At 27.7% G+C, this 23,046-nt stretch carries 23 protein-coding genes; 14 read left to right on the top strand and 9 right to left on the bottom strand.

From position 1 onward, the window contains the following. The first annotated feature begins 7 nt into the window (after positions 1 to 7). Together AC5YGC_RS01670 and ndk are read left to right on the top strand one after the other, a co-directional pair. Positions 8 to 1,465: a leucyl aminopeptidase gene (locus AC5YGC_RS01670; protein WP_496139937.1), complete on the top strand. Its 1,458-nt coding sequence runs from the start codon at positions 8 to 10 to the stop codon at positions 1,463 to 1,465. After that, entirely contained in the window at positions 1,458 to 1,868 is a 411-nt protein-coding gene (ndk, locus tag AC5YGC_RS01675; protein WP_496139939.1) for a nucleoside-diphosphate kinase, read from the top strand. Before AC5YGC_RS01670 ends, ndk begins: the two co-directional genes overlap by 8 nt. Here ndk and purN read toward each other — a convergent pair. Both purN and purM read right to left on the bottom strand, forming a co-directional pair. After that, the gene (purN, locus tag AC5YGC_RS01680; protein WP_496139940.1) at positions 1,865 to 2,443 is read right to left on the bottom strand and encodes a phosphoribosylglycinamide formyltransferase; all 579 of its coding nucleotides are present in this window, start codon (positions 2,441 to 2,443) and stop codon (positions 1,865 to 1,867) included. The genes ndk and purN overlap by 4 nt on opposite strands. Then, a complete protein-coding gene (purM, locus tag AC5YGC_RS01685) occupies positions 2,421 to 3,449 on the bottom strand; it encodes a phosphoribosylformylglycinamidine cyclo-ligase (protein ID WP_502314033.1) in 1,029 nt (342 codons plus the stop codon). Before purM ends, purN begins: the two co-directional genes overlap by 23 nt. Before the next feature lie 11 nt (positions 3,450 to 3,460). Between purM and AC5YGC_RS01690 the strand changes: the two genes are divergently transcribed. Genes AC5YGC_RS01690 through aspS form a run of 3 tightly spaced genes read left to right on the top strand, consistent with a single transcriptional unit; the run spans position 3,461 to position 6,984 of the window. Beyond that, positions 3,461 to 4,540 (top strand): hypothetical protein, encoded by a 1,080-nt coding sequence (locus AC5YGC_RS01690; protein ID WP_496139941.1) that lies wholly within the window; start codon positions 3,461 to 3,463, stop codon positions 4,538 to 4,540. Next, a complete protein-coding gene (locus tag AC5YGC_RS01695; protein WP_496139942.1) occupies positions 4,537 to 5,199 on the top strand; it encodes a P-loop NTPase family protein in 663 nt (220 codons plus the stop codon). Before AC5YGC_RS01690 ends, AC5YGC_RS01695 begins: the two co-directional genes overlap by 4 nt. After that, a complete protein-coding gene (gene aspS, locus AC5YGC_RS01700; RefSeq protein ID WP_496139943.1) occupies positions 5,200 to 6,984 on the top strand; it encodes an aspartate--tRNA ligase in 1,785 nt (594 codons plus the stop codon). It begins immediately after the preceding gene. A gap of 2 nt (positions 6,985 to 6,986) precedes the next feature. Here aspS and AC5YGC_RS01705 read toward each other — a convergent pair whose 3' ends face one another. After that, positions 6,987 to 7,808: a TSCPD domain-containing protein gene (locus AC5YGC_RS01705; RefSeq protein ID WP_496139944.1), complete on the bottom strand. Its 822-nt coding sequence runs from the start codon at positions 7,806 to 7,808 to the stop codon at positions 6,987 to 6,989. A gap of 115 nt (positions 7,809 to 7,923) precedes the next feature. Between AC5YGC_RS01705 and AC5YGC_RS01710 the strand changes: the two genes are divergently transcribed. Both AC5YGC_RS01710 and AC5YGC_RS01715 read left to right on the top strand, forming a co-directional pair. After that, entirely contained in the window at positions 7,924 to 8,283 is a 360-nt protein-coding gene (locus AC5YGC_RS01710; RefSeq protein ID WP_496139945.1) for an NADH-ubiquinone oxidoreductase subunit NDUFA12 family protein, read from the top strand. Then, positions 8,243 to 8,641 (top strand): DUF2155 domain-containing protein, encoded by a 399-nt coding sequence (locus AC5YGC_RS01715; RefSeq protein WP_496139946.1) that lies wholly within the window; start codon positions 8,243 to 8,245, stop codon positions 8,639 to 8,641. The genes AC5YGC_RS01710 and AC5YGC_RS01715 overlap by 41 nt, the downstream gene beginning before the upstream one ends. Here the strand turns inward: AC5YGC_RS01715 and accC are convergent. From accC to aroQ, 3 genes are read right to left on the bottom strand one after another with little or no spacing between them, the layout of a single operon-like run. Then, a complete protein-coding gene (gene accC / locus AC5YGC_RS01720; protein WP_496139947.1) occupies positions 8,638 to 9,975 on the bottom strand; it encodes an acetyl-CoA carboxylase biotin carboxylase subunit in 1,338 nt (445 codons plus the stop codon). The genes AC5YGC_RS01715 and accC overlap by 4 nt on opposite strands. Then, the gene (locus AC5YGC_RS01725) at positions 9,975 to 10,400 is read right to left on the bottom strand and encodes a biotin/lipoyl-containing protein (RefSeq protein ID WP_496139948.1); all 426 of its coding nucleotides are present in this window, start codon (positions 10,398 to 10,400) and stop codon (positions 9,975 to 9,977) included. The genes accC and AC5YGC_RS01725 overlap by 1 nt, the downstream gene beginning before the upstream one ends. After that, the gene (gene aroQ / locus AC5YGC_RS01730; protein WP_496139949.1) at positions 10,397 to 10,837 is read right to left on the bottom strand and encodes a type II 3-dehydroquinate dehydratase; all 441 of its coding nucleotides are present in this window, start codon (positions 10,835 to 10,837) and stop codon (positions 10,397 to 10,399) included. Before aroQ ends, AC5YGC_RS01725 begins: the two co-directional genes overlap by 4 nt. 16 nt (positions 10,838 to 10,853) lie before the next feature. On the opposite strand from aroQ, the gene thiS reads away from it, so the two are divergent. Next, positions 10,854 to 11,072, top strand: coding sequence for a sulfur carrier protein ThiS (thiS, locus tag AC5YGC_RS01735; protein WP_496139950.1), 219 nt, complete (start codon positions 10,854 to 10,856; stop codon positions 11,070 to 11,072). Between the two features lie 2 nt (positions 11,073 to 11,074). Further along, positions 11,075 to 11,848 (top strand): thiazole synthase, encoded by a 774-nt coding sequence (locus AC5YGC_RS01740; RefSeq protein WP_496139951.1) that lies wholly within the window; start codon positions 11,075 to 11,077, stop codon positions 11,846 to 11,848. Here the strand turns inward: AC5YGC_RS01740 and AC5YGC_RS01745 are convergent. Further along, complete coding sequence (locus tag AC5YGC_RS01745; RefSeq protein WP_496139952.1) at positions 11,845 to 13,704, bottom strand: Rne/Rng family ribonuclease; 1,860 nt, start codon at positions 13,702 to 13,704, stop codon at positions 11,845 to 11,847. The genes AC5YGC_RS01740 and AC5YGC_RS01745 overlap by 4 nt on opposite strands. 102 nt (positions 13,705 to 13,806) lie before the next feature. Here AC5YGC_RS01745 and AC5YGC_RS01750 point away from each other — a divergent pair, with 102 nt between their 5' ends. From AC5YGC_RS01750 to AC5YGC_RS01760, 3 genes are read left to right on the top strand one after another with little or no spacing between them, the layout of a single operon-like run. Continuing rightward, complete coding sequence (locus AC5YGC_RS01750; protein ID WP_496139953.1) at positions 13,807 to 16,140, top strand: PBP1A family penicillin-binding protein; 2,334 nt, start codon at positions 13,807 to 13,809, stop codon at positions 16,138 to 16,140. A 45-nt stretch (positions 16,141 to 16,185) separates the two neighbouring features. Beyond that, positions 16,186 to 17,235, top strand: coding sequence for a peptide chain release factor 2 (gene prfB, locus AC5YGC_RS01755; RefSeq protein WP_496140301.1), 1,050 nt, complete (start codon positions 16,186 to 16,188; stop codon positions 17,233 to 17,235). Then, the gene (locus tag AC5YGC_RS01760) at positions 17,235 to 19,427 is read left to right on the top strand and encodes a hypothetical protein (protein ID WP_496139954.1); all 2,193 of its coding nucleotides are present in this window, start codon (positions 17,235 to 17,237) and stop codon (positions 19,425 to 19,427) included. The genes prfB and AC5YGC_RS01760 overlap by 1 nt, the downstream gene beginning before the upstream one ends. Here AC5YGC_RS01760 and tyrS read toward each other — a convergent pair. Then, positions 19,424 to 20,653, bottom strand: a complete 1,230-nt coding sequence (gene tyrS / locus AC5YGC_RS01765) for a tyrosine--tRNA ligase (protein ID WP_496139955.1) — start codon at positions 20,651 to 20,653, stop codon at positions 19,424 to 19,426. The two genes, AC5YGC_RS01760 and tyrS, sit on opposite strands and share 4 nt — an antisense overlap. A 44-nt stretch (positions 20,654 to 20,697) precedes the next feature. On the opposite strand from tyrS, the gene AC5YGC_RS01770 reads away from it, so the two are divergent. Next, a complete protein-coding gene (locus AC5YGC_RS01770; protein ID WP_496139956.1) occupies positions 20,698 to 21,825 on the top strand; it encodes an anhydro-N-acetylmuramic acid kinase in 1,128 nt (375 codons plus the stop codon). A gap of 2 nt (positions 21,826 to 21,827) precedes the next feature. On the opposite strand, the gene AC5YGC_RS01775 is transcribed toward AC5YGC_RS01770, so the two are convergent. After that, positions 21,828 to 22,484 carry an alpha/beta fold hydrolase gene (locus AC5YGC_RS01775; protein ID WP_496139957.1) on the bottom strand — a complete coding sequence of 219 codons (657 nt, stop codon included), beginning with the start codon at positions 22,482 to 22,484 and terminating at the stop codon, positions 21,828 to 21,830. Positions 22,485 to 22,620: 136 nt separating this feature from the next. On the opposite strand from AC5YGC_RS01775, the gene AC5YGC_RS01780 reads away from it, so the two are divergent. Continuing rightward, entirely contained in the window at positions 22,621 to 23,046 is a 426-nt protein-coding gene (locus tag AC5YGC_RS01780) for an RrF2 family transcriptional regulator (protein WP_415278659.1), read from the top strand.

A 23,046-nucleotide genomic window follows, 5' to 3' on the forward strand; every position in this document is an offset into this window, starting at 1 on the left:
AAAATTTATGTCTATTAAAATTAATTATTCAAATAAATTTACAAGTAAATCTTCAGCTAATCTTATTTTATTCGTTGATGAAAAATTTGATATAAATGGTTTGAAAAAAATCATTTCAAATTCTGAATTTTCTTACATATCTGACTTATTAAAAAATAGTGATTTAAAAAAAGATTTACTTTTTTTTGATGTTAATTCAAAAAAAACAGTATTTTTAGTGTCTATTAAGAAAGATGTAAAAATATCAGATATAGAAAATTTGGGTGCTAAATTTCATAGTTATATTAATTATGATAAGAAAAAAGAATACTTTGTAAATTCAGATACAATTAATAATAAAATTAAAAATTTTGTTGGTTATTTTCTGCATGGACTGAAATTAAAATCATATGAATTTAATATTTATAAATCAAAAAAAAATAAAAATATTGTTTCTATTAATGTTATAGGAAATAAGAATAAAATATCTACTCAAGATCATTTAAGATTTAAAGCCCTAGAAGAGGGAAGTTTTTTTGCAAGAGACCTTGTGTCGGAACCAGGAAATATCTTACACCCTGATGAATATGCAAAAAGAATAAATACACTTAAAAAATTTGGATTAAAAATAAATATATATGATGAAAAAAAATTAAAAAAGCTTGGTATGAATGCTTTACTTGGTGTGGGACAAGGAAGTATTCGAGGGTCATACCTTGTAACAATGGAGTGGAATGGGGCAAAGAATAATTCTAACCCGTTAGCTTTTGTTGGAAAAGGAGTTTGTTTTGACACTGGTGGTTATTCATTAAAACCTGCAAAGTTTATGGAAGATATGACTTATGATATGGCAGGCTCAGCTACTGTAGTAGGCTTAATGAAAAATTTAGCATTAAGAAAAGCAAAAATAAATGCTGTTGGTGTTGTGGGACTTGTTGAAAATATGGTTAGTGGAAATGCACAAAGACCTGGTGATATTGTTAAATCTTATAGTGGCAAGACAATAGAAATATTAAATACTGATGCTGAAGGTAGATTGGTTTTGGCTGATGCTTTAACCTTTACTGAAAAAAAATTTAAACCTAAGTTTATGGTTGATTTAGCAACTTTAACAGGTGCTATTATAGTTTCATTAGGCTCTGAATATGCAGGCCTATTTTCAAACGATGATAAATTGTCAAAACAATTATTAGAAGCAGGTGACAAAGTTGAAGAAAAATTATGGAGAATGCCTTTGCACAAAAACTTTGACAAACTTATAGATTCAAAAAATGCTGACATGCAAAACATAAATTATGTTGGTGGTGCAGGATCTACAACCGCAGCACAGTTTTTACAAAGATTTATTTTAAATAAAACACCTTGGGCCCACTTAGACATAGCTGGTATGGCATTTTCAAAATATGGTGGTGCTTTAAACTCAGGTGGGGCAACTAGTTATGGAGTAAGATTATTAAACCAACTAATAGAGGATAATTATGAGTAATACTGAACAAACACTATCAATTATTAAACCTGATGCAGTTGAAAGAAATTTAGATAATGAAATCAAAGAAATGTTTACAAATAAAGGTTTCAAAATTATTAAAGATAAAAAAATTCAGATAGCAAAAGCAGAAGCGGAACAATTTTATAAAGTTCATGAAACTAAACCTTTTTATAATGATTTATGTGCTTATTTGTCATCAGGACCAATAGTCGTGATGGTGCTTGAGAAAGAAAATGCAGTTTTAGGAAACAGAGAATTAATGGGTGCGACCAAACCAGAAGATGCTGCAGAAGGAACTATAAGAAAAAAATATGGAATTTCTATTGATAAAAATTCTGTACATGGTTCTGATAGTGTTGAAAACGCTGAAATTGAGATTGATTTTTTCTTTAAAGATTAATTAAATATTTTTTTTATAGCTGCTGGATAGAGCTTATGCTCTTGTCTTAGAACTTTTTTAGCTAAAGAAGTAGGAGTATCTTTTTTTGAAATTTTAACTTTCTTTTGTATAATTATTTTTCCAGAATCGAGTTTTGCTGTTACAAAATGAATGGTACAACCTGCTACCTTATCTTTATTTTGTATAGCTTTAATGTGAGTGTTAAGCCCCTTGTACTTTGGTAGTAAAGAGGGATGTATATTAACTATTTTTCCGCTAAACTTTTTAATAAAATTTTTAGATAAAATCTTCATAAAACCAGCAAGGCAAATAAATTTTATATTTTCTTTGTTTAATAAATCTAATATTTTTGCTTCAGCTGTTTTATAGTTTTTAAAGCTTGATACGTATTTTTTGATATTAAATTGATTTGAAAATTTTAAGCCTTTGGCTTTCGAAGTATTCGAAAAAATTAAATCTATGGATATAGGTGAATTTTTTATTTTAGAAAATTTTATTAAATTTTTTAAATTACTTCCAGTTCCAGATATAAAAACTGCTGTTTTAATCTTTTTAAGACCAGTCAATTTTACCATTAAGTTTAACTTTATTTTTTCCAGTAGTTATTTTTCCAATAACATAGGGTGTAAATTTTTTTGTAAAAAATTTAGTAATTTTATTTAAGTTTTTAGGGTTAATTATTAAACAAAAACCAACTCCACAATTGAATGTTTTTAACATTTCTTTGTCATCAATGTTATTTTGTTTCAACCATTTAAAAATTTTTTTTGTTTTAACTTTATTTAAATCTATATCTGCAACTAATCTATCTGGGATAACTCTCTTAATATTATCTGCTAATCCACCACCTGTAATATTTGCGCACCCATTTAAAAGATTTTTATCAATTAAATTTAAAACTTCTTGCACATAAATTTTTGTAGGTCTTAGTAATTCTTTTTTTAAAAATGAATTATTTTTTAAATTAATCTTTTTGTTTTTAAGAACATGCCTGACCAAAGAGTAACCATTTGAGTGAACACCACTAGATGGTATAGCCAACACTAAGTCATTTTTTTTTATATTTTTCTTTGCTAATATTTTTTTTTCATCAACTAAACCTACTGCAAAACCTGCTATGTCAAATTTACCTTTTTCATAGGTACCTGGCATTTCTGCTGTTTCACCACCAACTAATTCACAATTTGAAATTTTACAGCCTTTTACTATTCCTTTTAGGATTGATTTTAATTTATTTAAATCAATTTTATTAATAGAAATATAATCTAAGAATAAAAGCGGTTTTGCTCCTTGAACAATGAGATCGTTTACGCTCATAGCAACTAAATCAATGCCAATTGTGTCATATTTATTAAGTAAATTTGCTATCTCTACTTTTGTACCAACGCCATCTGTACAAGCTACAATTTTAGGATTTTTAAGATTTCTTGGGATATTTGTTATTGAGCCAAAGCCACCAATATTATTAAACTTTTTTTTGCCTTTATTGTTTGATGATATTGATGATATAAATTTAACAAAATTATCAGCAGCATTTATGTTTACACCACTTTTTTCATAGGTAAATTTTTTTTTTTTCATTAGTATAATATATGCAAATAATTAATAAATTTTATAAATTACTGAATGTATATATTTATTTTATTTTATTCTCTCTATTAATAGTATTTTTTTCCACAACTTATTCGAATGCAAATGCATTTAAGGTATCTAACATTGAAATATCTTCTCCATTTGAACTAAATTTTGAAAAAAATAATGTAATTGATAAAGGATTTCAAACTTCCTTTTATGATTTGATTTCAATGATTACAACCTCTGGTGATAGAAAAAAGATAAAAAATGTTCCAATAAGAGAACTTAAGGGCATGATTGATTCTTTTACTATTAGCGATGAAAAATTTATAAATAATGAGTATTTTGCAAATTTAGAAACAACTTTTAATAAAAAAAAAATTCTTAAATTTTTAGAAAATAAGAATATTTTTCCATCAATACCTCAAAGAAATAAAGTCTTATTATTTCCTATTCTTATAGAAACTAAAAATAACAATATTTATCTTTTTAATAATAATATTTTTTACGATAAATGGAATGAACAAAAAAACTCTTATGATTTGTTAGATTATTTATTACCAAGTGAAGATATTGAAGACTTGGTAGAATTACAAAAAACATCCAAAGATATCGAAACCTATGATTTTTCAAATCTAATTAATAAATATGATATTAAAGATAGTATAATTTTAATAATATACAAAGAAAGTAACAGTGTAAGAACACTCTCAAAAATTAATTTAAACAATACTTTGAAAGTTCAAAATAAGAACTACCCCAAAATAGATATTGTAAATGTGGATGACTTTTCTAATATTGTTAAAAGTTTAAAACAACTTTATGAAGATCAATGGAAAAAAAATAATGAAATTAATACTTCAATAAAACTTCCAATAACAATATCTATTAATTCCAAAAAAACAAAAAAAATTATAGAGTTGGAACAGGTGCTTTATAGTATAGATCTAGTTTCTGACTTTAGTGTCTTGAATTTTAATAGTGAGAGTATTCAGTATAAAATTACCTATAATGGTACACCTAATATATTTTTAAATGACATGAGAGAAAAGAACCTTGAATTAGAAATGAAAAATAATATGTGGACATTAAAATGAAAAGTTTAAATCAATTATTGTTAGATTTTGATTATGAGCAAAACTTTAAAGATGATGATTTTTATGTTGGAAAGAGTAATTTTTATGCTTTTGAAATGATTAACAAATGGCCAAAATGGGAAAAAAACTTTTTAAACATTAATGGTCAAAAATTTTCAGGAAAAACCCATTTAGTAAATATTTTTTTGAAAAAGTTTAATGGCATTAGAATTGATGTTAATTCATTAAATGATGAAAACCTTAAATCTATTAAACCTTATCAAAACGTAGTTTTAGAGGATTTAAATTTAAATATAAATGAGAAGCTGATTTATTCACTCTTCAATATAATAGATCAAGATAATAAGTTTTTGATAGTCACATCAATGAAACCAATATCTGAGATCAATTTTCAACTGGATGATCTTCGATCTAGAACTAAGAACTGTCTTTTTGCAAACATTCAAAACCCTGATGATGAGCTAATGTTTGCACTGATATTAAAAAATTTATCAGATAGACAAATTACTTTAGATAAAAAGCTGATTGATTTTATTATTAAAAGAATTGAGAGATCGTATGGCAAAATATTTGAATTCATATATAAAATTGACAAGATTAGTTTAAAAAAAAAGAAATCAATCGACTTTAAAATTATTAATGAAGCTCTTGAGAAATAAATGAATAAATACAGAACACATACATGTAGTGAGTTAACAATAGATAGCAGTGGTAAAGATGTTGTTTTGTCAGGTTGGATCAATAAAAAAAGAGATCATGGAAATTTACTGTTCATAGATTTAAGAGACAATTATGGGATGACTCAGTGCATCATAGAAAAGAGTAACAAAAATTTTAAATCATTAGAAAAAATTCAATTAGAAAGCGTAATTAAAATAAATGGTAAGGTTGTTGAGAGAACAAAAGAGACCATTAACAGTGATCTCCAAACTGGAGAGATAGAGGTCAATATAAATTCATTTGAAGTGCTGGGTACTTGTAAAGAGTTACCAATGCCAGTTTTTAGTGATCAAGAATATGCTGAAGAAATTAGACTCAAATATAGATTCTTAGATTTAAGAAGAAAAAAGATTCATGATAACATTATCTTAAGGTCAAAAGTTATTTCTTTTATTAGAAGTGAGATGTCTAAACTTGGTTTCTTGGAGTTTCAAACACCAATATTAACATCTTCTAGCCCTGAGGGTGCAAGAGATTTTTTAGTACCAAGCAGACTAAATCCTGGAAAGTTTTATGCACTGCCACAAGCACCGCAACAATTTAAACAGCTTATAATGGTTTCTGGTTTTGATAAATATTTTCAAATAGCTCCATGCTTTAGAGATGAGGATGCAAGGGCAGATAGAAGTCCAGGTGAATTTTATCAGCTCGACTTAGAAATGTCTTTTGTTGAACAAGAAGACGTTTTTCAAGTTGTTGAAAAATTAATAGTCAATGTTTTTAAGAATTTTTCTTCAAAAAAATTAATGTATGAAAAATTTCCAAGAATACCGTATGAAGAATCTATGCTTAAGTATGGATCGGATAAACCAGATTTAAGAAACCCATTAATAATTTTTGATTTATCAAATATTTTTACCCGTGATGATGTTGCGTTTGAGATATTTAAAAAGCTTGTAAAATCTGGCTCTAAAGTAAGATGTATAGTTACAAAAAATACAAAAGATAAACCTAGAAGTTTTTTTGATAATATTGACAGGTGGGCCAAAGAACAAGGTGCATCAGGTCTTGCTTATTTTACAATTGAAAAAGAAGAAAATCTTTCTGCAAAAGGACCAGTAGGAAAATTTTTCTCTAAAGAAGCCTTAGAAGAAATTATGAAAATCACTGGAGCCGAAATAGGGGACAGTATATTCTTTGCTTGTGGAAAAATAAATGAAGTTGAAAAAATAACCTCTTTAGCAAGAGATAAAATTGCTAAGGATTTAGAATTAATTGATGATAATATTTTTGCGTTTTGTTGGATTGTTGATTATCCAATGTTTGAAAAAAATGAAGTAACTAATAAAATTGAATTTAGTCACAATCCATTTTCAATGCCTCAAGGTGACTTAAAAGATATTGATCTTGATAATCCACTTAATATTAAAGCCTACCAATACGATATTGTTTGTAATGGGATAGAACTATCTTCTGGCGCAATTAGAAATCATGTACCTGAATTGATGTATAAGTTATTCTCGATAGCTGGATATCAAAAAGAACAAGTTGATGAAAAATTTAGTGGAATGATCAATGCTTTAAGTTATGGAGCTCCACCTCATGGTGGTATAGCACCTGGTATCGATAGAATTGTAATGCTATTAGCAAATGAAAAAAATATTAGGGAAGTTACAATGTTCCCAATGAATCAAAATGCTCAAGACTTAATGATGAACGCTCCGTCAGACGTTAATGAAGAGCAGCTTAAAGAGCTCGGTTTAGCTTTAAAACTTAAAAAATAATATTACTTTTTACCTTTTAAGCTTATCTTAACGTCAGATAAATCAACAAGGTTTTTTTTGTAATTATTTCTAACAAAGCCTTTGCTAGTAACATCTTTTATAATTTTAAGTAATTGATTTTGATCCTCAGTATTTTCTTCTTCAGGTAAGGATCTATCTGATCCACCAATAGATGGAGTGTGTGCTAGATCTTCTCTATTTTGATATGAAATAGCAAGTTCTCTAAATATATAATCAAGTATTGAAGAGGCACTCATTATTCTGTCATTGCCATGAACTTTTCCAGATGGTTCAAATTTAGTATCAACATAAGCGCTAATAAACTCATCTAAAGGAACACCATATTGAAGCCCAAGTGATATTGCTATTGCAAAATTATTCATCAAAGCTTTTACCAGTTCACCTTCTTTACTTGTGTCTATGAAAATTTCACCAATTTTACCATCTTCATATTCTCCGGTGTGGAGATAAACTTTATGATCACCAATTGTCGCTTTTTGGATATAACCTTTTCTTCTATCAGGCATACTAAATCTTTTACCCACACCTTCATTAATTTGTTTAACAAAAGCGGTATTATTTTCTTTCGAAACAATTTTTGGTTGGCTTTGTTCAGATATAATATCTAATTTTTTAGGCTCAATTACTCTATTATTTGGATCTAAACTTTTTGTTTTTCTTGTATCAAGTTTCACGTCTAAAACTTCAAATTTTCCATCATCGCGCTTTTCAAGGTTTGCTAATTCTGTTTCATTAATATCATCTAAATAATGATTAACTTTAAAGCTACAAGTATAATAAGTTTCTACTAAATATTTTGCCATTTTTCCTTTAATTAATTTTTTATTTTGAATCGTAAGATAATTAATTTATATACAAATCCTTACTTTAGTCTAATTTAAATAATACAATTTAGGATTGAAGAATTAATTAAATAATATGTTGACATTTTTTAAAAAAATTTTTATTTGGTGGAACCAAGAAACATTAGGCACAAAATTAAAAACTATTTTTTATGGAAAACTTGCTGGAAAAGATTCTAGTGGTAATAAATATTACGAAAGTAAATCTGGCAAACGATGGGTAATTTATAATGATGAAATTGATGCCTCAAAAATACCCACCGAATGGTATTCTTGGATGCACTTCACTAATAATAGAATTGAAAAAAATCACAAATTGAATAAGTATGATTGGCAAAAACCACATCAATCCAATCAAACAGGTACTGAGAATGCCTATCATCCAAATAAAAACAATGATCCAATCAAAAAAAAATATACAATCTGGAAAAGTTAATTTTTTATTTTTTTTAGTTTATTTTTTTTTAATAAGCCAGCCACTACCCTTAATAGCTAATGAGGGAAGATTTGTTGAAATTAAGATTTTAGATAAAGTAAGTTCAAAGACCGACCTTTTAAAATTAGAGATAGGTAAAGAACTTAAATTTAAAGGTTTATTAATAAAAAGTCTCAAATGTAAAAACTCAGAATTTGACGACAACCCAGAAATAACTGCTTATATTCAAGTTAAAGATACGACGAATAAAGATAACAATGAAGTTTTTATTTTTAATGGATGGACTTTTTCATCCAGTCCTGCTGTAAACCCTTTTGATCACGCAGTATATGACATTTGGCTAACAAGATGTTATTAGATTACTTTTTCGTTATCTAGCCAGCCAACATTAAAGTCTGACTCAATGAATTTTTTATGGTTTAGTAGAATTTTATGAAGAGGTATTGTTGTTGTTATCCCTTCAATGACAAATTCATCTAAAGATCGATTCATTCTTTGTATTGCTTCAGTTCTATTTCTTCCCTGAGTTATTACTTTACAGATCATGCTATCGTAATATGGGGTAACTTTATAACCTTGGAAAATTGCACCATCTACTCTAGTTCTAAAACCTGATGGCTGGTGACACATACCTATGGTTCCAGGCGATGGTTGAAAATTTTTACTAGCATCTTCGGCATTAATTCTACATTCTATTGCATGTCCTCTAGGATTAATATCGCTTTGTTTTAAAGCTGTTTCGCCAGTATAAGCTATCCAAATTTGTTCTTTAATTATATCAATCCCTGTTACCATTTCAGTTACTGGGTGCTCTACTTGAACACGAGTATTCATTTCAAGAAAATAAAATTTACCATCCTCATATATAAATTCTACTGTTCCAGCACCTTCATAACCAATTTTACTAACCATGTTTACTGTTCTTTCAAAAAGATCTTTTCGGATTTCGTCAGTTAAGACTGGACTAGGAGTTTCTTCTATTAATTTTTGATGTCTTCTCTGTACAGAGCAATCTCTTTCATGAAGGTGAATGGTTCTATTTTTGCCAGACAAAACTTGAACTTCTATATGTCTTGGGTTTTGAAAAAATTTTTCAATATAAACCTCATCATTTCCAAAGTATTTTTGTGCTTCAGATTTTGCTGTTGAAAATAATGTTTCAAATTCTTCTTCTTTGTTAACAATCTTCATTCCTTTTCCACCTCCACCTCCAGAAGCTTTAATTAAAACAGGAAAACCAATCTTTTTACATAACTCTTTTGCTTGCTTTATATCAGTTACACCACCCTCAGAACCTTCAATTACAGGAAGCCCATGTTGTTTTGCAATTTTTTTTGCTTGAATTTTATCTCCCATCATTTCTATGAGTTTTGAAGAAGCGCCAATGAATTTAATATTGTTTTCTTCTAAGACTTTAGCAAAAGTTGCATTCTCAGATAAAAAACCATAACCAGGATGAACAGCCTCTGCTTTTGTCAGTTCTATTGCAGACATCAAGGCTGGAATATTTAAGTAACTGTTTGCTGGTTGGTGTGAGCCAATGCAAACACTTTCATCAGCTAGCCTAACGTGCATACTATCTCTATCTACATCTGAATGAACAGCAACAGTTGCTATACCCCATTCTTTGCACGCTCTTATAACTCGAACTGCAATTTCCCCACGGTTTGCAATTAGAATTTTTTTAAACATTACTCTACGATGATAATAGTTTGGCCATATTCAACAGGTTGGCCATCTTCTACACAGATTTCTTTTATAATTCCATCTGCTGTTGATGGAACATGATTCATAGTTTTCATAGCTTCAACTATCATAACTGTTTCACCTTTTTTAATTTTTTTACCAACTTCTGCAAATTTTTTAGCTCCAGGTTCTGCTGCAAGATAAGCCGTACCAATAATAGGGGATTTGACTTCAGTCCCAGATATAACTGTAGAATTGGCTGCACCAAGGACTGGTGTTAAGGCAGCAACATTTACAGCTTGATTTGAACTAATTGGGTTTGATTTTGATACTTTGATTTTAGTATCTTTATCTGTGTATTCAATTTCAGTTAAATTAAACTCATTTAAGTAATTAGTTAATTCTTTAATAATATTTTTATCTATTTTCATTTCTGTAACATGTTTTGCATTGCAATTATGGCTAAAATATAACCATTATCACCTAAACCAAAAATTCCACCAGTAGCAATATCGCTGATTAAAGATTTGTGTCTAAATTCTTCTCTTTTGTATATATTTGATATGTGAAGTTCAATAATTGGTTCTTTATAAATATCCAAAGCATCCCTGATAGCTACAGATGTATGTGTAAATCCTGCAGCATTAATAATTATACCATCAAACTTACTTTTAGCCTCTTGTATGGTTGTAACTATTTCACCTTCAATGTTTGACTGAGAAAACTCTAAATTAATATTTAAATCTTTAGCTTTACTTAAACAATTTTCTTTTAATTTATCGAAAGTTATTGATCCATATTGTGATTGTTCTCTTTCACCTAATAGATTAAGATTAGGGCCATTAATAATTATAATATTATTATTCATCAGATTCTTATACATTATGAAAAAAGTAAAAAAAATAAAAATTAAGTTAAATGGTAAATTTTCAACAATAAATGAAAATTTAAGCCTCTCAATTTTTTTAAAAGAACTAAAGATTCCTCTTAAAAAAGTAGCAATTGAATTAAATCAAGAAATAATAGATAAAAATAATTTAAAAACGATAAAACTAAAAAATAATGACAAAATAGAAATTGTTCATTTTATTGGAGGTGGATAAAATTGGTTAACGATAAATTAATAGTTGATAAAAAAAAATTTAATTCCAGATTAATAGTTGGGACCGGAAAATATAAAAGCATGGTAGAATGTGCAAAAGCTATTAAATTATCTGGTGCAGAAATAGTCACTGTTGCAGTGAGAAGAGTAAATATCTCTGATAAAAAAAAACCTTTGTTGATGGACTATATAGATCCAAAAAAAATTACTTATTTACCAAATACTGCTGGTTGTTTTAATTCTGAAGAAGCTCTAAGAACTTTACGTTTAGCAAGAGAAATTGGTGGATGGAAACTGGTAAAGCTTGAGGTGCTAGGAGATAAAAAAAATCTATTTCCAGATATGATTGAAACATTAAAATCTACAGAAGTTTTAACCAAAGAAGGGTTTAGGGTAATGGTTTATTGCAATGATGATCCTTTGATGGCTAAAAGATTAGAGAATGTAGGAGCTTGTGCAATTATGCCTCTAGCAGCACCTATAGGTTCTGGACTTGGAATTCAAAATACAACAAATATAAAAATTATAAGAAGCCAAACAAAGCTCCCTTTGATAATCGATGCTGGGTTAGGACAAGCCTCTGATGCAGCTATTGCTATGGAGTTAGGCTGTGATGGAGTATTGGCTAATACTGCGATTGCTAAAGCTAAAAAACCATTTCAAATGGCTTTAGCATTTAAAAATGGAGTAATTGCGGGAAGACAATCTTATTTAGCTGGTCGTATAGAAAAATCTATATACGGAAGTGCATCTTCTCCAAAAACTGGAATTATTTAAGCTGCTGGCTTTTTAAAAAATTTCTTTTTAAAAAAAGGTTTTTTTTTATAAGGCTTCTTTTTAATTAGACTTTCAAGAGATTTAAACTCTTTTTTTTGCTCTTCTAGATTTTTTAACTTTTCTATATGTTGAACTGTTTCTATTGTTTTTTTAGTTTTGTTTTGAAGATCAATTATATATTCGGGAATAATAAGAGTATTATCTGCAATTATATCTATCTTAATTAAGTTTTTTTCTTCAAAATACTTTAAATCTTCAATAAAATTTTCTTTCATAAAGTCAGATATTTTTTCACAAATCTTAAGTTCCACAAATTTTGCTTTTGTTAAAACAGCTTTAACTTCAACTAATTTAAGAATTTTCATGGCAAAAGACTCATCGGTAAGAGTAACTTTCCATTTTACAGCACTTTCTCTTAATCTTTGTCTGGACATCTCTAATAGTCCGAATGTGCTAATCCTTCCTATTTGAATTCTTGCCCTATCAGTTCTGCATTGCTCTTTAAGCTTTCTCTCAACCAATCTTCTGTTTCCAAAACTTAACATATCAATAAAATCAATAATAATTAATCCAGATAAGTCTCTTATTTTTATTTGTCGAGATATTTCCTCTGCTGCCTCAAGATTAGTGTCTAAAGCGGTACTTTCAACATTTTTTTGTTTAATAGAGCTTCCTGAGTTTATATCAATTGAAACTAGAGCTTCAGTTGGGTTTATAACTAGGTAACCACCTGATTTTAGTTTTATTTCTGAATCATAAATTTGATTTAATTTTTCTTCAATGTTCTCTTTGAAAAATAAAGGAACTTTTTCTCTATATTTTTTTATTTTTTTTACATGAGATGGCATCATTAACTTCATAAAGTTTTGTGCTTTTTTATAACCTTCATTACCCTCAATGATGATATTGTTTGTATCTTCATCATACATATCTCTTAAGGTTCTTTTTATAATATCACTTTCTTGATGGATTAATGATGGAGCTATAGAATTTAATGCATTTTCTTTAATTTCATTCCAAGTTTTAATCAAAGTTTTAAGATCATGATCTATATCATTTTTTGTTTTATTTGAACCTGCAGTTCTTACAATAAGACCCATTTCTTTTGGAATAACTATATCGTTTAAGATGGTTCTAATTTTCTTTCTTTCTCCTGGGTTGAAAATTTTACGAGATATGCCACCACCTTTTGGAGTATTGGGCATTAGGACAATGTATTTACCTGCTATAGAAATAAAAGTACTTAGTGCAGCACCTTTTTGCCCTCTTTCATCTTTTAATACTTGTATTAAAATTACCTGGTTAGGTTTTATAACCTCTTGGATCTTGTATCTTTTAGATCTAAATCTTACCTCAGGTCTTTTACCAAATGATACAGGTGAAGACTGTTCTTTATTTTCATCAACTTGAGCACCATCTGTAACTGGAGCGTCACTCTCTTCTGTTATCTGGTCATCACTCTCTAATTCTGATTCAGGCTTTACTTCAACTGGGTCATTAACATCAAGATTACCCTCATTAATATTCTTTTGCTCTTCCAGTTCACCTTCTCTTAGAAGTTCTTCTCTGGCTCTTTCTTCTTCTTCCTTTATTTTTGCTAAATCACTCTGAGGTATTTGATAATAGTCTGATTGAATATCATTAAAAGATAAGAAGCCATGTCTATCTCTACCAAAATCAATAAATGCAGCTTGCAAAGATGGCTCTACACGGCTTACCTTACCAAGGTATATGTTATTTTTGATTAAATTATTTTTTAAGCCTTCGTACTCGTAGTCTTCAATACTTTCACCTGACTTAAGTACAACTCTTGTTTCATTTGGATGCGAAGCATCAATGTATAAATTTTTTTCCATATATTTTTGATTAATTGTTTCATTTTATATTTAAATAATTTTAAATTTTGTTTGAATTCTGGTGCCTTAACATTACCAAATTCTTATATATATTAAACTAAAATGCACCGAATAATTAAAAATATATTTATATTAGTTTTAAGTATTGGTCTATTGTCTGCATTTTCAATATTAGCTGTTTTGTGGGCTTTTTCTAACAATTTACCAGATTATAAATTTCTTAAAAATTATAAACCATCAGTTTCTAGTAAAGTTTATTCAGGTGAAGGCGAGTTAGTGAATGATTTTTCATCAGAAAAACGAATATTTGTACCCTATAAATCAATATCAGAAAAAGTGATTAACTCTTTCTTATCTGCAGAAGATAAAAATTTCTATTCACACCCTGGTGTAGATGCCAAAGGAGTATTAAGAGCAATAATTAATAATATTTCTAATGTAATTGCATCAAGAAGACTAGAGGGTGCATCAACTATAACCCAACAAGTGGCAAAAAATTTTTTATTAACAAATGAAGTAAGTTTAAATAGAAAAATTAAAGAGGCAATTCTTGCTTTTAGAATAGAAAGGGCTCTTTCAAAAGAAAGAATATTAGAACTATACTTAAATCAAATTTATCTTGGTGAAGGTACTTATGGTGTTGCATCAGCCAGCTTAGAATATTTTGACAAATCAATTAGTGAATTAAATTATGAAGAAGCAGCTTTATTAGCGGCTCTACCAAAGGCCCCAAGTAGATATAATCCTTATAAAAATATTGAACTTGCAAAATTTAGAAGAGATTTAGTTATAAATAATTTATTTGAAAATAATTATATAAATAAAAAAAATCAAGAAGAACTTTTGTCAAAAAAAATTATACTAAAAAAAAGAAAAAAAGTTTTTACAAAAGATACAAGTTATTATGTTGAAGATATTAGAAAAGATGTTGTTGAAAAGTTAGGATTTGATAAAGTTTATAAACAAGGATTAAATATAAGCACACCTATTAATCTTCATTTACAAAAAATTGCAACAGAGTCATTGAGGCAGGGTCTCATTGAATATGATAAAAGAAAAGGTTGGCGTGGAGCATTGACTAATATTAAAAAATTAGAAAAATGGAATAAAAAAGTAGATAAATTTAAGTTAGAAAAATCAATTAACTGGGACTTAGCAATAGTTAACAAGATAGATAAATTTTCAATAGAAATTGAAACAGAATATGAAAAAAAAGGAACTATTAAATATGAAAATATCTCCTGGATCAAAAAAGATTTTAAAAAAATATTAAAAATTGGAGATGTTATTTATGTTGAAAATATTAACAAAAACATATTTGCCTTAAGACAGTTGCCAGTGGTTAATGGAGGAATTGTTGTTATGGATCCGTTTACTGGAAGGGTGTTAGCTTTAAGTGGTGGATTTAGTTTTAAAAAAAGTGAATTTAACAGAGCAACGCAGGCACAAAGACAGCCAGGTTCTGCTTTCAAACCTTTTATTTATGCTTTAGCTCTTGAGAATGGATACACACCATCAACTTTAATTTTAGATGCACCATTAGTTTTAGAACAAGGAACTGATTTAAAAATGTGGAAACCAGAAAACTATGGAAAAAAATTTTATGGACCATCAACACTGAGAATGGGATTAGAAAAATCTAGAAACTTGATGACAGTTAGAATTGCACAAGATCTTGGAGTTAAAAAAATTGTTAATTTTTCAAAAAAACTTGGAATATATGAAAATCCTAGTGAGCTTTTATCAATTTCATTGGGTTCTGCTGAGACAACGTTGTTAAAATTAACATCAGCATACTCTTCATTTGTTAATGGAGGAAAACTAGTTAAACCAATAATGATCGATAGAATTCAAGATAGTGAAGGTAATACAATATTTAATAATGAAATGAGAGAGTGTATAAATTGTGATCAAATATCTCACTTAAGTGACAATTATCCAAATATAGAAGACAAGTTTGAGCAAATATTTTCTCCAGAAACGGCATATCAAATGACCTCGATATTAGAGGGAACTGTTCAAAATGGAACAGGAAAAAATTTAAAAGATTTAAATTTAGACTTAGCTGGTAAAACTGGAACAACGAATGGAAATACAGATACTTGGTTTGTTGGCTTTACCTCAAAATTGATAATAGGAGTTTATGTGGGTTCAGATAATCCAAAATCACTTGGAAGATATGAAACAGGTGCAAAAACAGCATTACCAATTTTTAAAAGCTTTGTTAAAAAAGCTGTGAAGAAAGAAGATGCAAGACCATTTAAAGTTGCAAAAAATATTTTAATGAAAGTTATTGATCCTGTTACAGGAAAAAAAGCTGAAATTGGAACAAGAAGAACAATTATTGAAGCCTATAAAGATGTAAAAGTAGAAAGTTTATTGAATCAAGATATTAATAATAGATTAAAAAATAATAATATATTAAGGTTCTATTAATGGATAATGAATATTTAAATTACAAATCTGAAATAGAGAAAATCAATCAAAGAGTTAAGGAGTACCTTTGAAACACATAGTATTCGTAAAAAATTAAAAAAGAATAATCAAAAAATACTAGAATCTAATTTCTGGCAAGACAAATCAAATTCACAAAAAGTTATTAAAGAAAAAAAATTATATGAAGAATTAATAAATTCATATGAAAATTCATCTAAATCAATAATTGACCTAGATGAATTAAATGAACTTGCTTTAGAAGAAAAAAATCAATCTGTAGTAAATGAAGTTCTAGAGAGCATCAAAAATCTCAAAAAATTAGCTAAAAAAAATGAAACTAAATGTTTTTTATCAAATGAAACTGACAGTTTAGATTGCTATATAGAAATTCATGCTGGTGCTGGTGGAACAGAGAGTCAGGATTGGGCAGAAATGCTACGAAGAATGTATCTAAAATGGTCAGATATTAAGAGTTTTAAATCAAAATTAATTAGCGAACACAAGGGAGATGAAGCTGGAATAAAATCATCAACAATTAAAATTGAGGGTGATTATGTTTATGGATGGTTAAAAGCTGAGTCTGGAATTCATAGGTTGGTTAGAATATCACCCTTTGATTCTGGTGCTAGACGCCATACTAGTTTTGCTAGTATTTGGATTTACCCAGTAGTAGACGAAAATATTGAAATTGAGATAAATGAGAAAGATTTACGTATTGACACATATAGATCAAGTGGTGCAGGAGGACAGCATGTAAATACCACTGACAGTGCGGTAAGAATTACTCACTTACCTTCTAAAATTGTTGTCCAATGTCAAAATGAAAGATCACAACATAAAAATAAAGACACCTGTATGAATATGCTTAAAGCAAGACTTTATGATTTTGAGTTAAAAAAGAAAGAAAAAGAAAGTCAAACGATAGAGTCTTCTAAGTCAGAAATTGGTTGGGGTCATCAAATTAGATCCTATGTACTTCACCCATACAGAATGGTAAAAGATAATCGAACTAACTTTGAAAGCTCAAACCCTGATAAAATCTTAGATGGTGAGATTGATGATTTTTTAGAAAGTTCATTATATAAAGTAAAATAATGAAAAGAATAATTAAAATTCTTACAATATTAATAATAACCTTAGCTATTATTGTTATTTACTTAAGTATATATGGAATAAAAACTGAAAAGTTTAATAATGAAATCAAAAAAAATGTTTCAAAGATTAATAAAAGAATAGACCTTTCATTAAATGAGGTTAATTATTTATTAGATCCACTAGATTTCAGTATCAATATATCATCAAAAAATCCTAAAATAATTTTGGGGGATAAAAGTTTGAATTTAAGTGATATTACTACCAATATATCATTAAGATCCTTTATAAATAATCGATTTTCTATTGATGATTTAAAAATTTCCACAAAAGAAATTCAAATTAAAGATCTAATCTCATTAATAAGAACAATTAAAGGATCGCCACAACTTTTTGTTTTAGAGAGCATAACTAAAGAAGGATTAATTTCTGCAAATATAGATCTTACATTTGAATTAGATGGAGAAATTAAAAATGATTATCAAATAAATGGGGCTGTTAAAGAAGCAAAATTTAATATTTTTAACCAAGTGGAAATTGAAAACTTAAATCTTTTATTTGATATAAGCAAAAATCAACTAACATTAAGAAAAGTAGAAACAGACCTTAATAATATAAAATTAAGATCACCCTTAATTCAAATTGAGGAAAAGAAAAATATATTTTTTGTTGATGGAAAAGTAATAAGTGATCAGCAGAATTTTGATATTAATAAATTAAAGCCTATACTTGGTAATCTACTGAATACTATTGAGATAGAAAAAATTGATTTCAAATCTATAAATACCCTTTCTTTTAACTTAAATAAAAATTTTAAATTAAATGATTTAAAAATTGAAACAAACTTAAACTTAGAAAATTTAGAAATAGTTAAAAATCCTCTTAATTTAAAACCTTTTTTACCCAATTATACCAAGCAAGTTAAACTTGAAGATCATAAGATTAAAATTAAATTAACAAAAGATATATTGGATATTAAAGGAGAGGGGGATATTTATATTGGAGATGAGTTAGAAAAATTATCCTACAATATTATTAATAATGATGGAAAAATAGCATTTGATACAAAGCTTAATATTAAAAACAACCCATTAATAATAAATTTTTTAGATTATAAAAAGAAAAAAGGAGATAGTTCAGATATTTTATTAAAAGGTATTTACAAAAAAAATGAAGAATTAATACTTCAAACTATTTCTATAACAGAAAAAAATAATCAAATTTTAATTAAAGATTTATTATTTAGCAAAAACCTTAAAATTAAAGATTTTGATTACGTCAAGCTTGATTATAGAAATAAAAATAACCTTATTAATAAAATAGAATTAAAGAGAAATAAATCTAATTTTTCCATAAAGGGCAAAAGTTTTGACGCAACTCAGCTCATTAACAACAGTATGAACGACGATGAAAGTTCTACAATTTTTGAAAATTTTAATTCTAAATTTGATATTAAAATAGATACAACCTTTATAAATAAAAATGATTATACAAAAAATTTATTTGGAAATATTTCTTTTAAAGAAAATAAATTAGATAAATTGAACCTAGAGTCCACTTTTTCTAATAATAAAAAAATGAATTTATCCATTGAAACTAATAAGCAAAAAGAAACTATTACAAAATTCTTTTCAAACTACCCAAAACCTTTGATTAAAAGATATGATTTCATAAAAGGATTCGAGGAAGGTTATTTAAATTTTAATTCTATAAAAAAAGATGGTGTTTCTAATTCTGTATTAATTATTGATAATTTTAAAGTTAAAGAAGTACCTGTTTTTGCTAAGCTTTTAAGCCTAGCATCACTTCAAGGAATCGCAGATCTTTTAACTGGTGAGGGAATAAGGTTCACTGATTTTGAAATGATATATTCTAGTCAAAAAGGTCTTACTACAATTGAGGAAATGTATGCAATCGGACCTGCTATCTCTATATTAATGGATGGATATATTGAATCAAAGAAATTGGTTAGCTTGAGAGGAACATTGGTTCCTGCAACAACTATAAATAGATCTATAGCTTCAATTCCATTACTAGGTAAATTATTGATAGGTGATAAAACAGGTGAAGGTGTTTTTGGGGTAAGTTTTAAAATAAAAGGACCTCCAAAGAACTTATCTACAACGGTTAATCCAATTAAAACTTTAACACCTAGATTTATAACAAGAACACTAGAAAAAATTAAAAAGAACTAAACTAATTCAACTTTAATATGTTTTTTTTTACCAAGAGAAAGTTTAATTAAACTGTCTTTAAATAAATCTTCAGTAATTAAAAGCTTTTCATCAGAAATAGCCTGACTATTTATTTTAATTCCATTTCCTTTAATTAATCTCCGAATTTCGCTTTTCGAGCTTTCTAACTTAGATAAAATTACTAAATCCAGAATACTCATTTTATCGTCTAACATTTGTTTGTTAATTTGAATAGTTGGCAGGTTATCACCCAATGAATTTTCAGAAAATGTTTGTTTTGCTGTTTCTTGGCATTTACTTGCTTTATCTTCACCATGCAGCATAGATGTAGTTTTATTTGCAAGTAAAATTTTTAGTTCATTAATATTATCATTTTTAATATTTTCAATTTCATCAACATTAATATCTGTAAAAATTTTTAAAAACTTCAATACATCTCGATCATCAATATTTCTCCAAAATTGCCAGTAATCATATGCTGAAAGAAATTTTTTATCTAGCCAGACAGCTCCAGATTCAGTTTTGCCCATTTTTGCACCTGATGCCAATGTGATAAGAGGTGTCGTTAAACCATAAACATGATTGTTTGAATATCTTTTTATAAGATCAACTCCATTAACGATATTACCCCATTGATCTGAGCCACCAATTTGAAGCATACAGTTTTCTTTTTTATTTAATTCTAAAAAATCATATGCTTGCAAAATCATATAGTTAAATTCCATATAGCTTAATGACTGTTCTCTTTCTAATCTAATTTTAACACTATCAAAACTTAACATTTTATTAATTGTAAAATGTTTTCCCACATCTCTTAGAAAAGAAATATAATTTAAATTTTTAAGCCAAGTATAATTATTAACAAATATAGGTTTTGTTTTTGGGTCTTTATCATCTAAAAAGTTTTTTAGAATTTTTTCAATATTATTTATATTCTTTTCAATTTCTTCTTCAGATAAAATTGTTCTAGTTTTATCTTTACCAGATGGGTCACCTATTCTAGTGGTACCACCTCCCAATAAAACTATTGGTTGGTGACCATGTTTTTGTAATAGTCTAAGACACATAATTTGAAGCAAACTACCAACATGAAGACTTTCAGCTGTACAATCAAAACCTATATAAGCTCTGATTTTTTCTTTATCTAATAATTGAGACAAGTTTTCTTCTCCAGTACACTGGTAAAAGAAACCTCGATCTTTAAATTCTTTTAAAAATTTATTCATAAATATGCTATCTAGAATATACAATATTTACTTAAAAAATAAGAATGGAAAAATTTTATACTTCTTTAGGGTTAATGAGTGGCACATCTATGGACGGTGTTGATGCATCAGTTATTAAGTCTGATGGTGAAAATAACTATGAACCTATATTTGATAAATATTTTGAATATGATGAGGTAATTTATTCAGACTTACTAAATCTAAGGGATAAAATAAATTCAATAAAAGATCTGACAGCTAATTCTTATCAAATTAAAGAGCTTGAGAGAAAAATTACATTATTTCACGGCAAAATTAGTAAAGAAACTATAAAGAGCTCTGGAATAGATGTAGATTTAGTTGGTTTCCATGGTCAAACAATTTTTCATAATGCTCAGGAAAAAATATCAAAACAAATTGGAGACGGTAATTTACTATCAAGTCTTTTAAAAAAAGACGTAGTTTACAACTTTAGAGAAAATGACATTCTTAATGGGGGTCAAGGCGCACCATTAGCCCCAATCTTTCATAACTTACTTGTAAACCAGAATCAAATTGAGAAACCTGCTTGTGTTTTAAACGTAGGAGGTATTGCAAATATTACTCTTGTTGTCTCAAAAAATAATGAAGACTTAATAAGCTTTGATGTTGGTCCAGGTAATTGTCTCTTAGACGAGTGGGTTAGAAGACACACACAAATGAAATATGATGAAAATGGAAAAGCTTCAAAAACTGGAAAAACAAGTGAAGTTATTCTAAATCAAGCAATTGATAATTTTGATAATATAAGTAATCAAAAAAAACTTTCATTTGATATAAAGGATTTTGATTTAAGTTTTGTGAAAGGTCTCTCATATGAGGATGGCTTATCTACATTAGTAGATTTTACTGCAATAATAATTTATCAATCAATTTTAAAATTAATAAAAATTAAAGAAAATGAAAAATTATTAATAATAGTTTGTGGTGGTGGAAGAAAAAACCTTTCTTTAATGAAAAATATAAAAAAAAGACTGCCAAAAAATATCTCTTTAAAAATAATTGATGATTATAAAATTGATGGAGATTTTATCGAGTCTCAGGCTTTTGCCTATCTTGCTATTAGATCTGCACTTAAAAAAGAAATATCATTCCCCAGAACTACTGACGTACAAAAACCTTCAATAGGTGGAGTTTTAGTTAAAAACTATTAAGACTAAAATAAAGCAGATTCTTTTTTGATATATTTATCTAAGCTTTTTACCAATACATCTTCTGTTTTAGTAAAAAAATGATTAGCATCATTTATAGCTTCAAAGTCAACTTTAATACCTTTTTGTGCGCTTAATCTTTTATCTAAATCTGTAATATGTTCCAAGGGAACCAACTCATCTTTTTTACCATAAATCATTAAACCTGAAGTAGGGCATGGAGATAAAAATGAAAAGTCATATACGTTTGGCTGTGGTGATATTGCGATAAATCTATTTATTTCTGGTCTTCTCATTAATAATTGCATTGCTATTAGTGATCCAAAAGAAAATCCTGAAACCCAACATTGTGAGTTATCAAAATTTTCACGTTCTAACCAATCTAGGGCTGCAGCTGCATCAGCAAGTTCTCCTTGACCATTATCAAATTCACCATCACTTTTTCCGACACCTCTAAAGTTTACCCTGCATACAGAAAATCCATTTTCCATAAAAGTATGAAATGTATCAACTACAACTTTATTATTCATTGTTCCTCCATATTGAGGATGAGGTTGCAATACTAGTGCTATTGGTGATGTAATTTTTTCACTTTTATAATACTTGGCTTCCATTCTTCCGGCAGGTCCAGGTATAAAAACTTCTACTATTTTATTATCCATAAATGATATTGATTATTATTCTCAAAAAAAAATACACATATCATAACTAAGCGACAATATGTTATCTTTTTTACATATTGTATACTTGACTAATTTAGTCAAGATTGTATAAAAAGCCTTCTTAAATAAGGGTAAAATGAAATTAACATCAAAAGGTAGATATGCAGTAATGGCATTAGCTGATCTCGCTAAGTTTAATAGCGTTAATCCAGTATCTTTAAGAGATATATCGTTAAGACAAGGAATTTCCTTAGATTTTTTAGAACAAATTTTTTCTAAATTAAAAAAATACAATATTGTGAAAAGCATTAGAGGAACTAATGGTGGTTATATCTTAAACAAAGAACCAGAAGAAATTAAATTAGCAAATATACTTAGTGCTGTAGATGAAGAAGTTAAAACTGTTCAATGTAAAAAAGAATCTAAAAAAGGATGTAACAGCAAGACAACAAAGTGCATTACTCATAATTTGTGGGATGAACTTGAGATACATATCAATAATTTTTTTGAACAAAAAAACTTAAAAGATCTTATTAACAATTCTTCAGAAAGTAGAAATTAA

The organism is Candidatus Pelagibacter sp. uisw_138 (genome assembly GCF_059512485.2).

Excerpts from the sequence above, each read along its gene's own strand:
- accC (WP_496139947.1), bottom strand. The coding sequence starts at position 9,975 with ATGTTTAAAAAAATTCTAATTGCAAACCGTGGGGAAATTGCAGTTCGA.
- AC5YGC_RS01715 (WP_496139946.1), top strand. The coding sequence starts at position 8,243 with ATGATCCAATCAAAAAAAAATATACAATCTGGAAAAGTTAATTTTTTA.
- AC5YGC_RS01745 (WP_496139952.1), bottom strand. The coding sequence starts at position 13,704 with ATGGAAAAAAATTTATACATTGATGCTTCGCATCCAAATGAAACAAGA.
- purN (WP_496139940.1), bottom strand. The coding sequence starts at position 2,443 with ATGGTAAAATTGACTGGTCTTAAAAAGATTAAAACAGCAGTTTTTATA.
- AC5YGC_RS01695 (WP_496139942.1), top strand. The coding sequence starts at position 4,537 with ATGAAAAGTTTAAATCAATTATTGTTAGATTTTGATTATGAGCAAAAC.
- tyrS (WP_496139955.1), bottom strand. The coding sequence starts at position 20,653 with ATGAATAAATTTTTAAAAGAATTTAAAGATCGAGGTTTCTTTTACCAG.
- AC5YGC_RS01690 (WP_496139941.1), top strand. The coding sequence starts at position 3,461 with ATGCAAATAATTAATAAATTTTATAAATTACTGAATGTATATATTTAT.
- AC5YGC_RS01750 (WP_496139953.1), top strand. The coding sequence starts at position 13,807 with ATGCACCGAATAATTAAAAATATATTTATATTAGTTTTAAGTATTGGT.
- AC5YGC_RS01770 (WP_496139956.1), top strand. The coding sequence starts at position 20,698 with ATGGAAAAATTTTATACTTCTTTAGGGTTAATGAGTGGCACATCTATG.
- AC5YGC_RS01760 (WP_496139954.1), top strand. The coding sequence starts at position 17,235 with ATGAAAAGAATAATTAAAATTCTTACAATATTAATAATAACCTTAGCT.
- AC5YGC_RS01780 (WP_415278659.1), top strand. The coding sequence starts at position 22,621 with ATGAAATTAACATCAAAAGGTAGATATGCAGTAATGGCATTAGCTGAT.
- aroQ (WP_496139949.1), bottom strand. The coding sequence starts at position 10,837 with ATGAATAATAATATTATAATTATTAATGGCCCTAATCTTAATCTATTA.
- ndk (WP_496139939.1), top strand. The coding sequence starts at position 1,458 with ATGAGTAATACTGAACAAACACTATCAATTATTAAACCTGATGCAGTT.
- AC5YGC_RS01710 (WP_496139945.1), top strand. The coding sequence starts at position 7,924 with ATGTTGACATTTTTTAAAAAAATTTTTATTTGGTGGAACCAAGAAACA.
- AC5YGC_RS01705 (WP_496139944.1), bottom strand. The coding sequence starts at position 7,808 with ATGGCAAAATATTTAGTAGAAACTTATTATACTTGTAGCTTTAAAGTT.
- thiS (WP_496139950.1), top strand. The coding sequence starts at position 10,854 with ATGAAAAAAGTAAAAAAAATAAAAATTAAGTTAAATGGTAAATTTTCA.
- AC5YGC_RS01775 (WP_496139957.1), bottom strand. The coding sequence starts at position 22,484 with ATGGATAATAAAATAGTAGAAGTTTTTATACCTGGACCTGCCGGAAGA.
- purM (WP_502314033.1), bottom strand. The coding sequence starts at position 3,449 with ATGAAAAAAAAAAAATTTACCTATGAAAAAAGTGGTGTAAACATAAAT.
- AC5YGC_RS01670 (WP_496139937.1), top strand. The coding sequence starts at position 8 with ATGTCTATTAAAATTAATTATTCAAATAAATTTACAAGTAAATCTTCA.
- aspS (WP_496139943.1), top strand. The coding sequence starts at position 5,200 with ATGAATAAATACAGAACACATACATGTAGTGAGTTAACAATAGATAGC.
- AC5YGC_RS01725 (WP_496139948.1), bottom strand. The coding sequence starts at position 10,400 with ATGAAAATAGATAAAAATATTATTAAAGAATTAACTAATTACTTAAAT.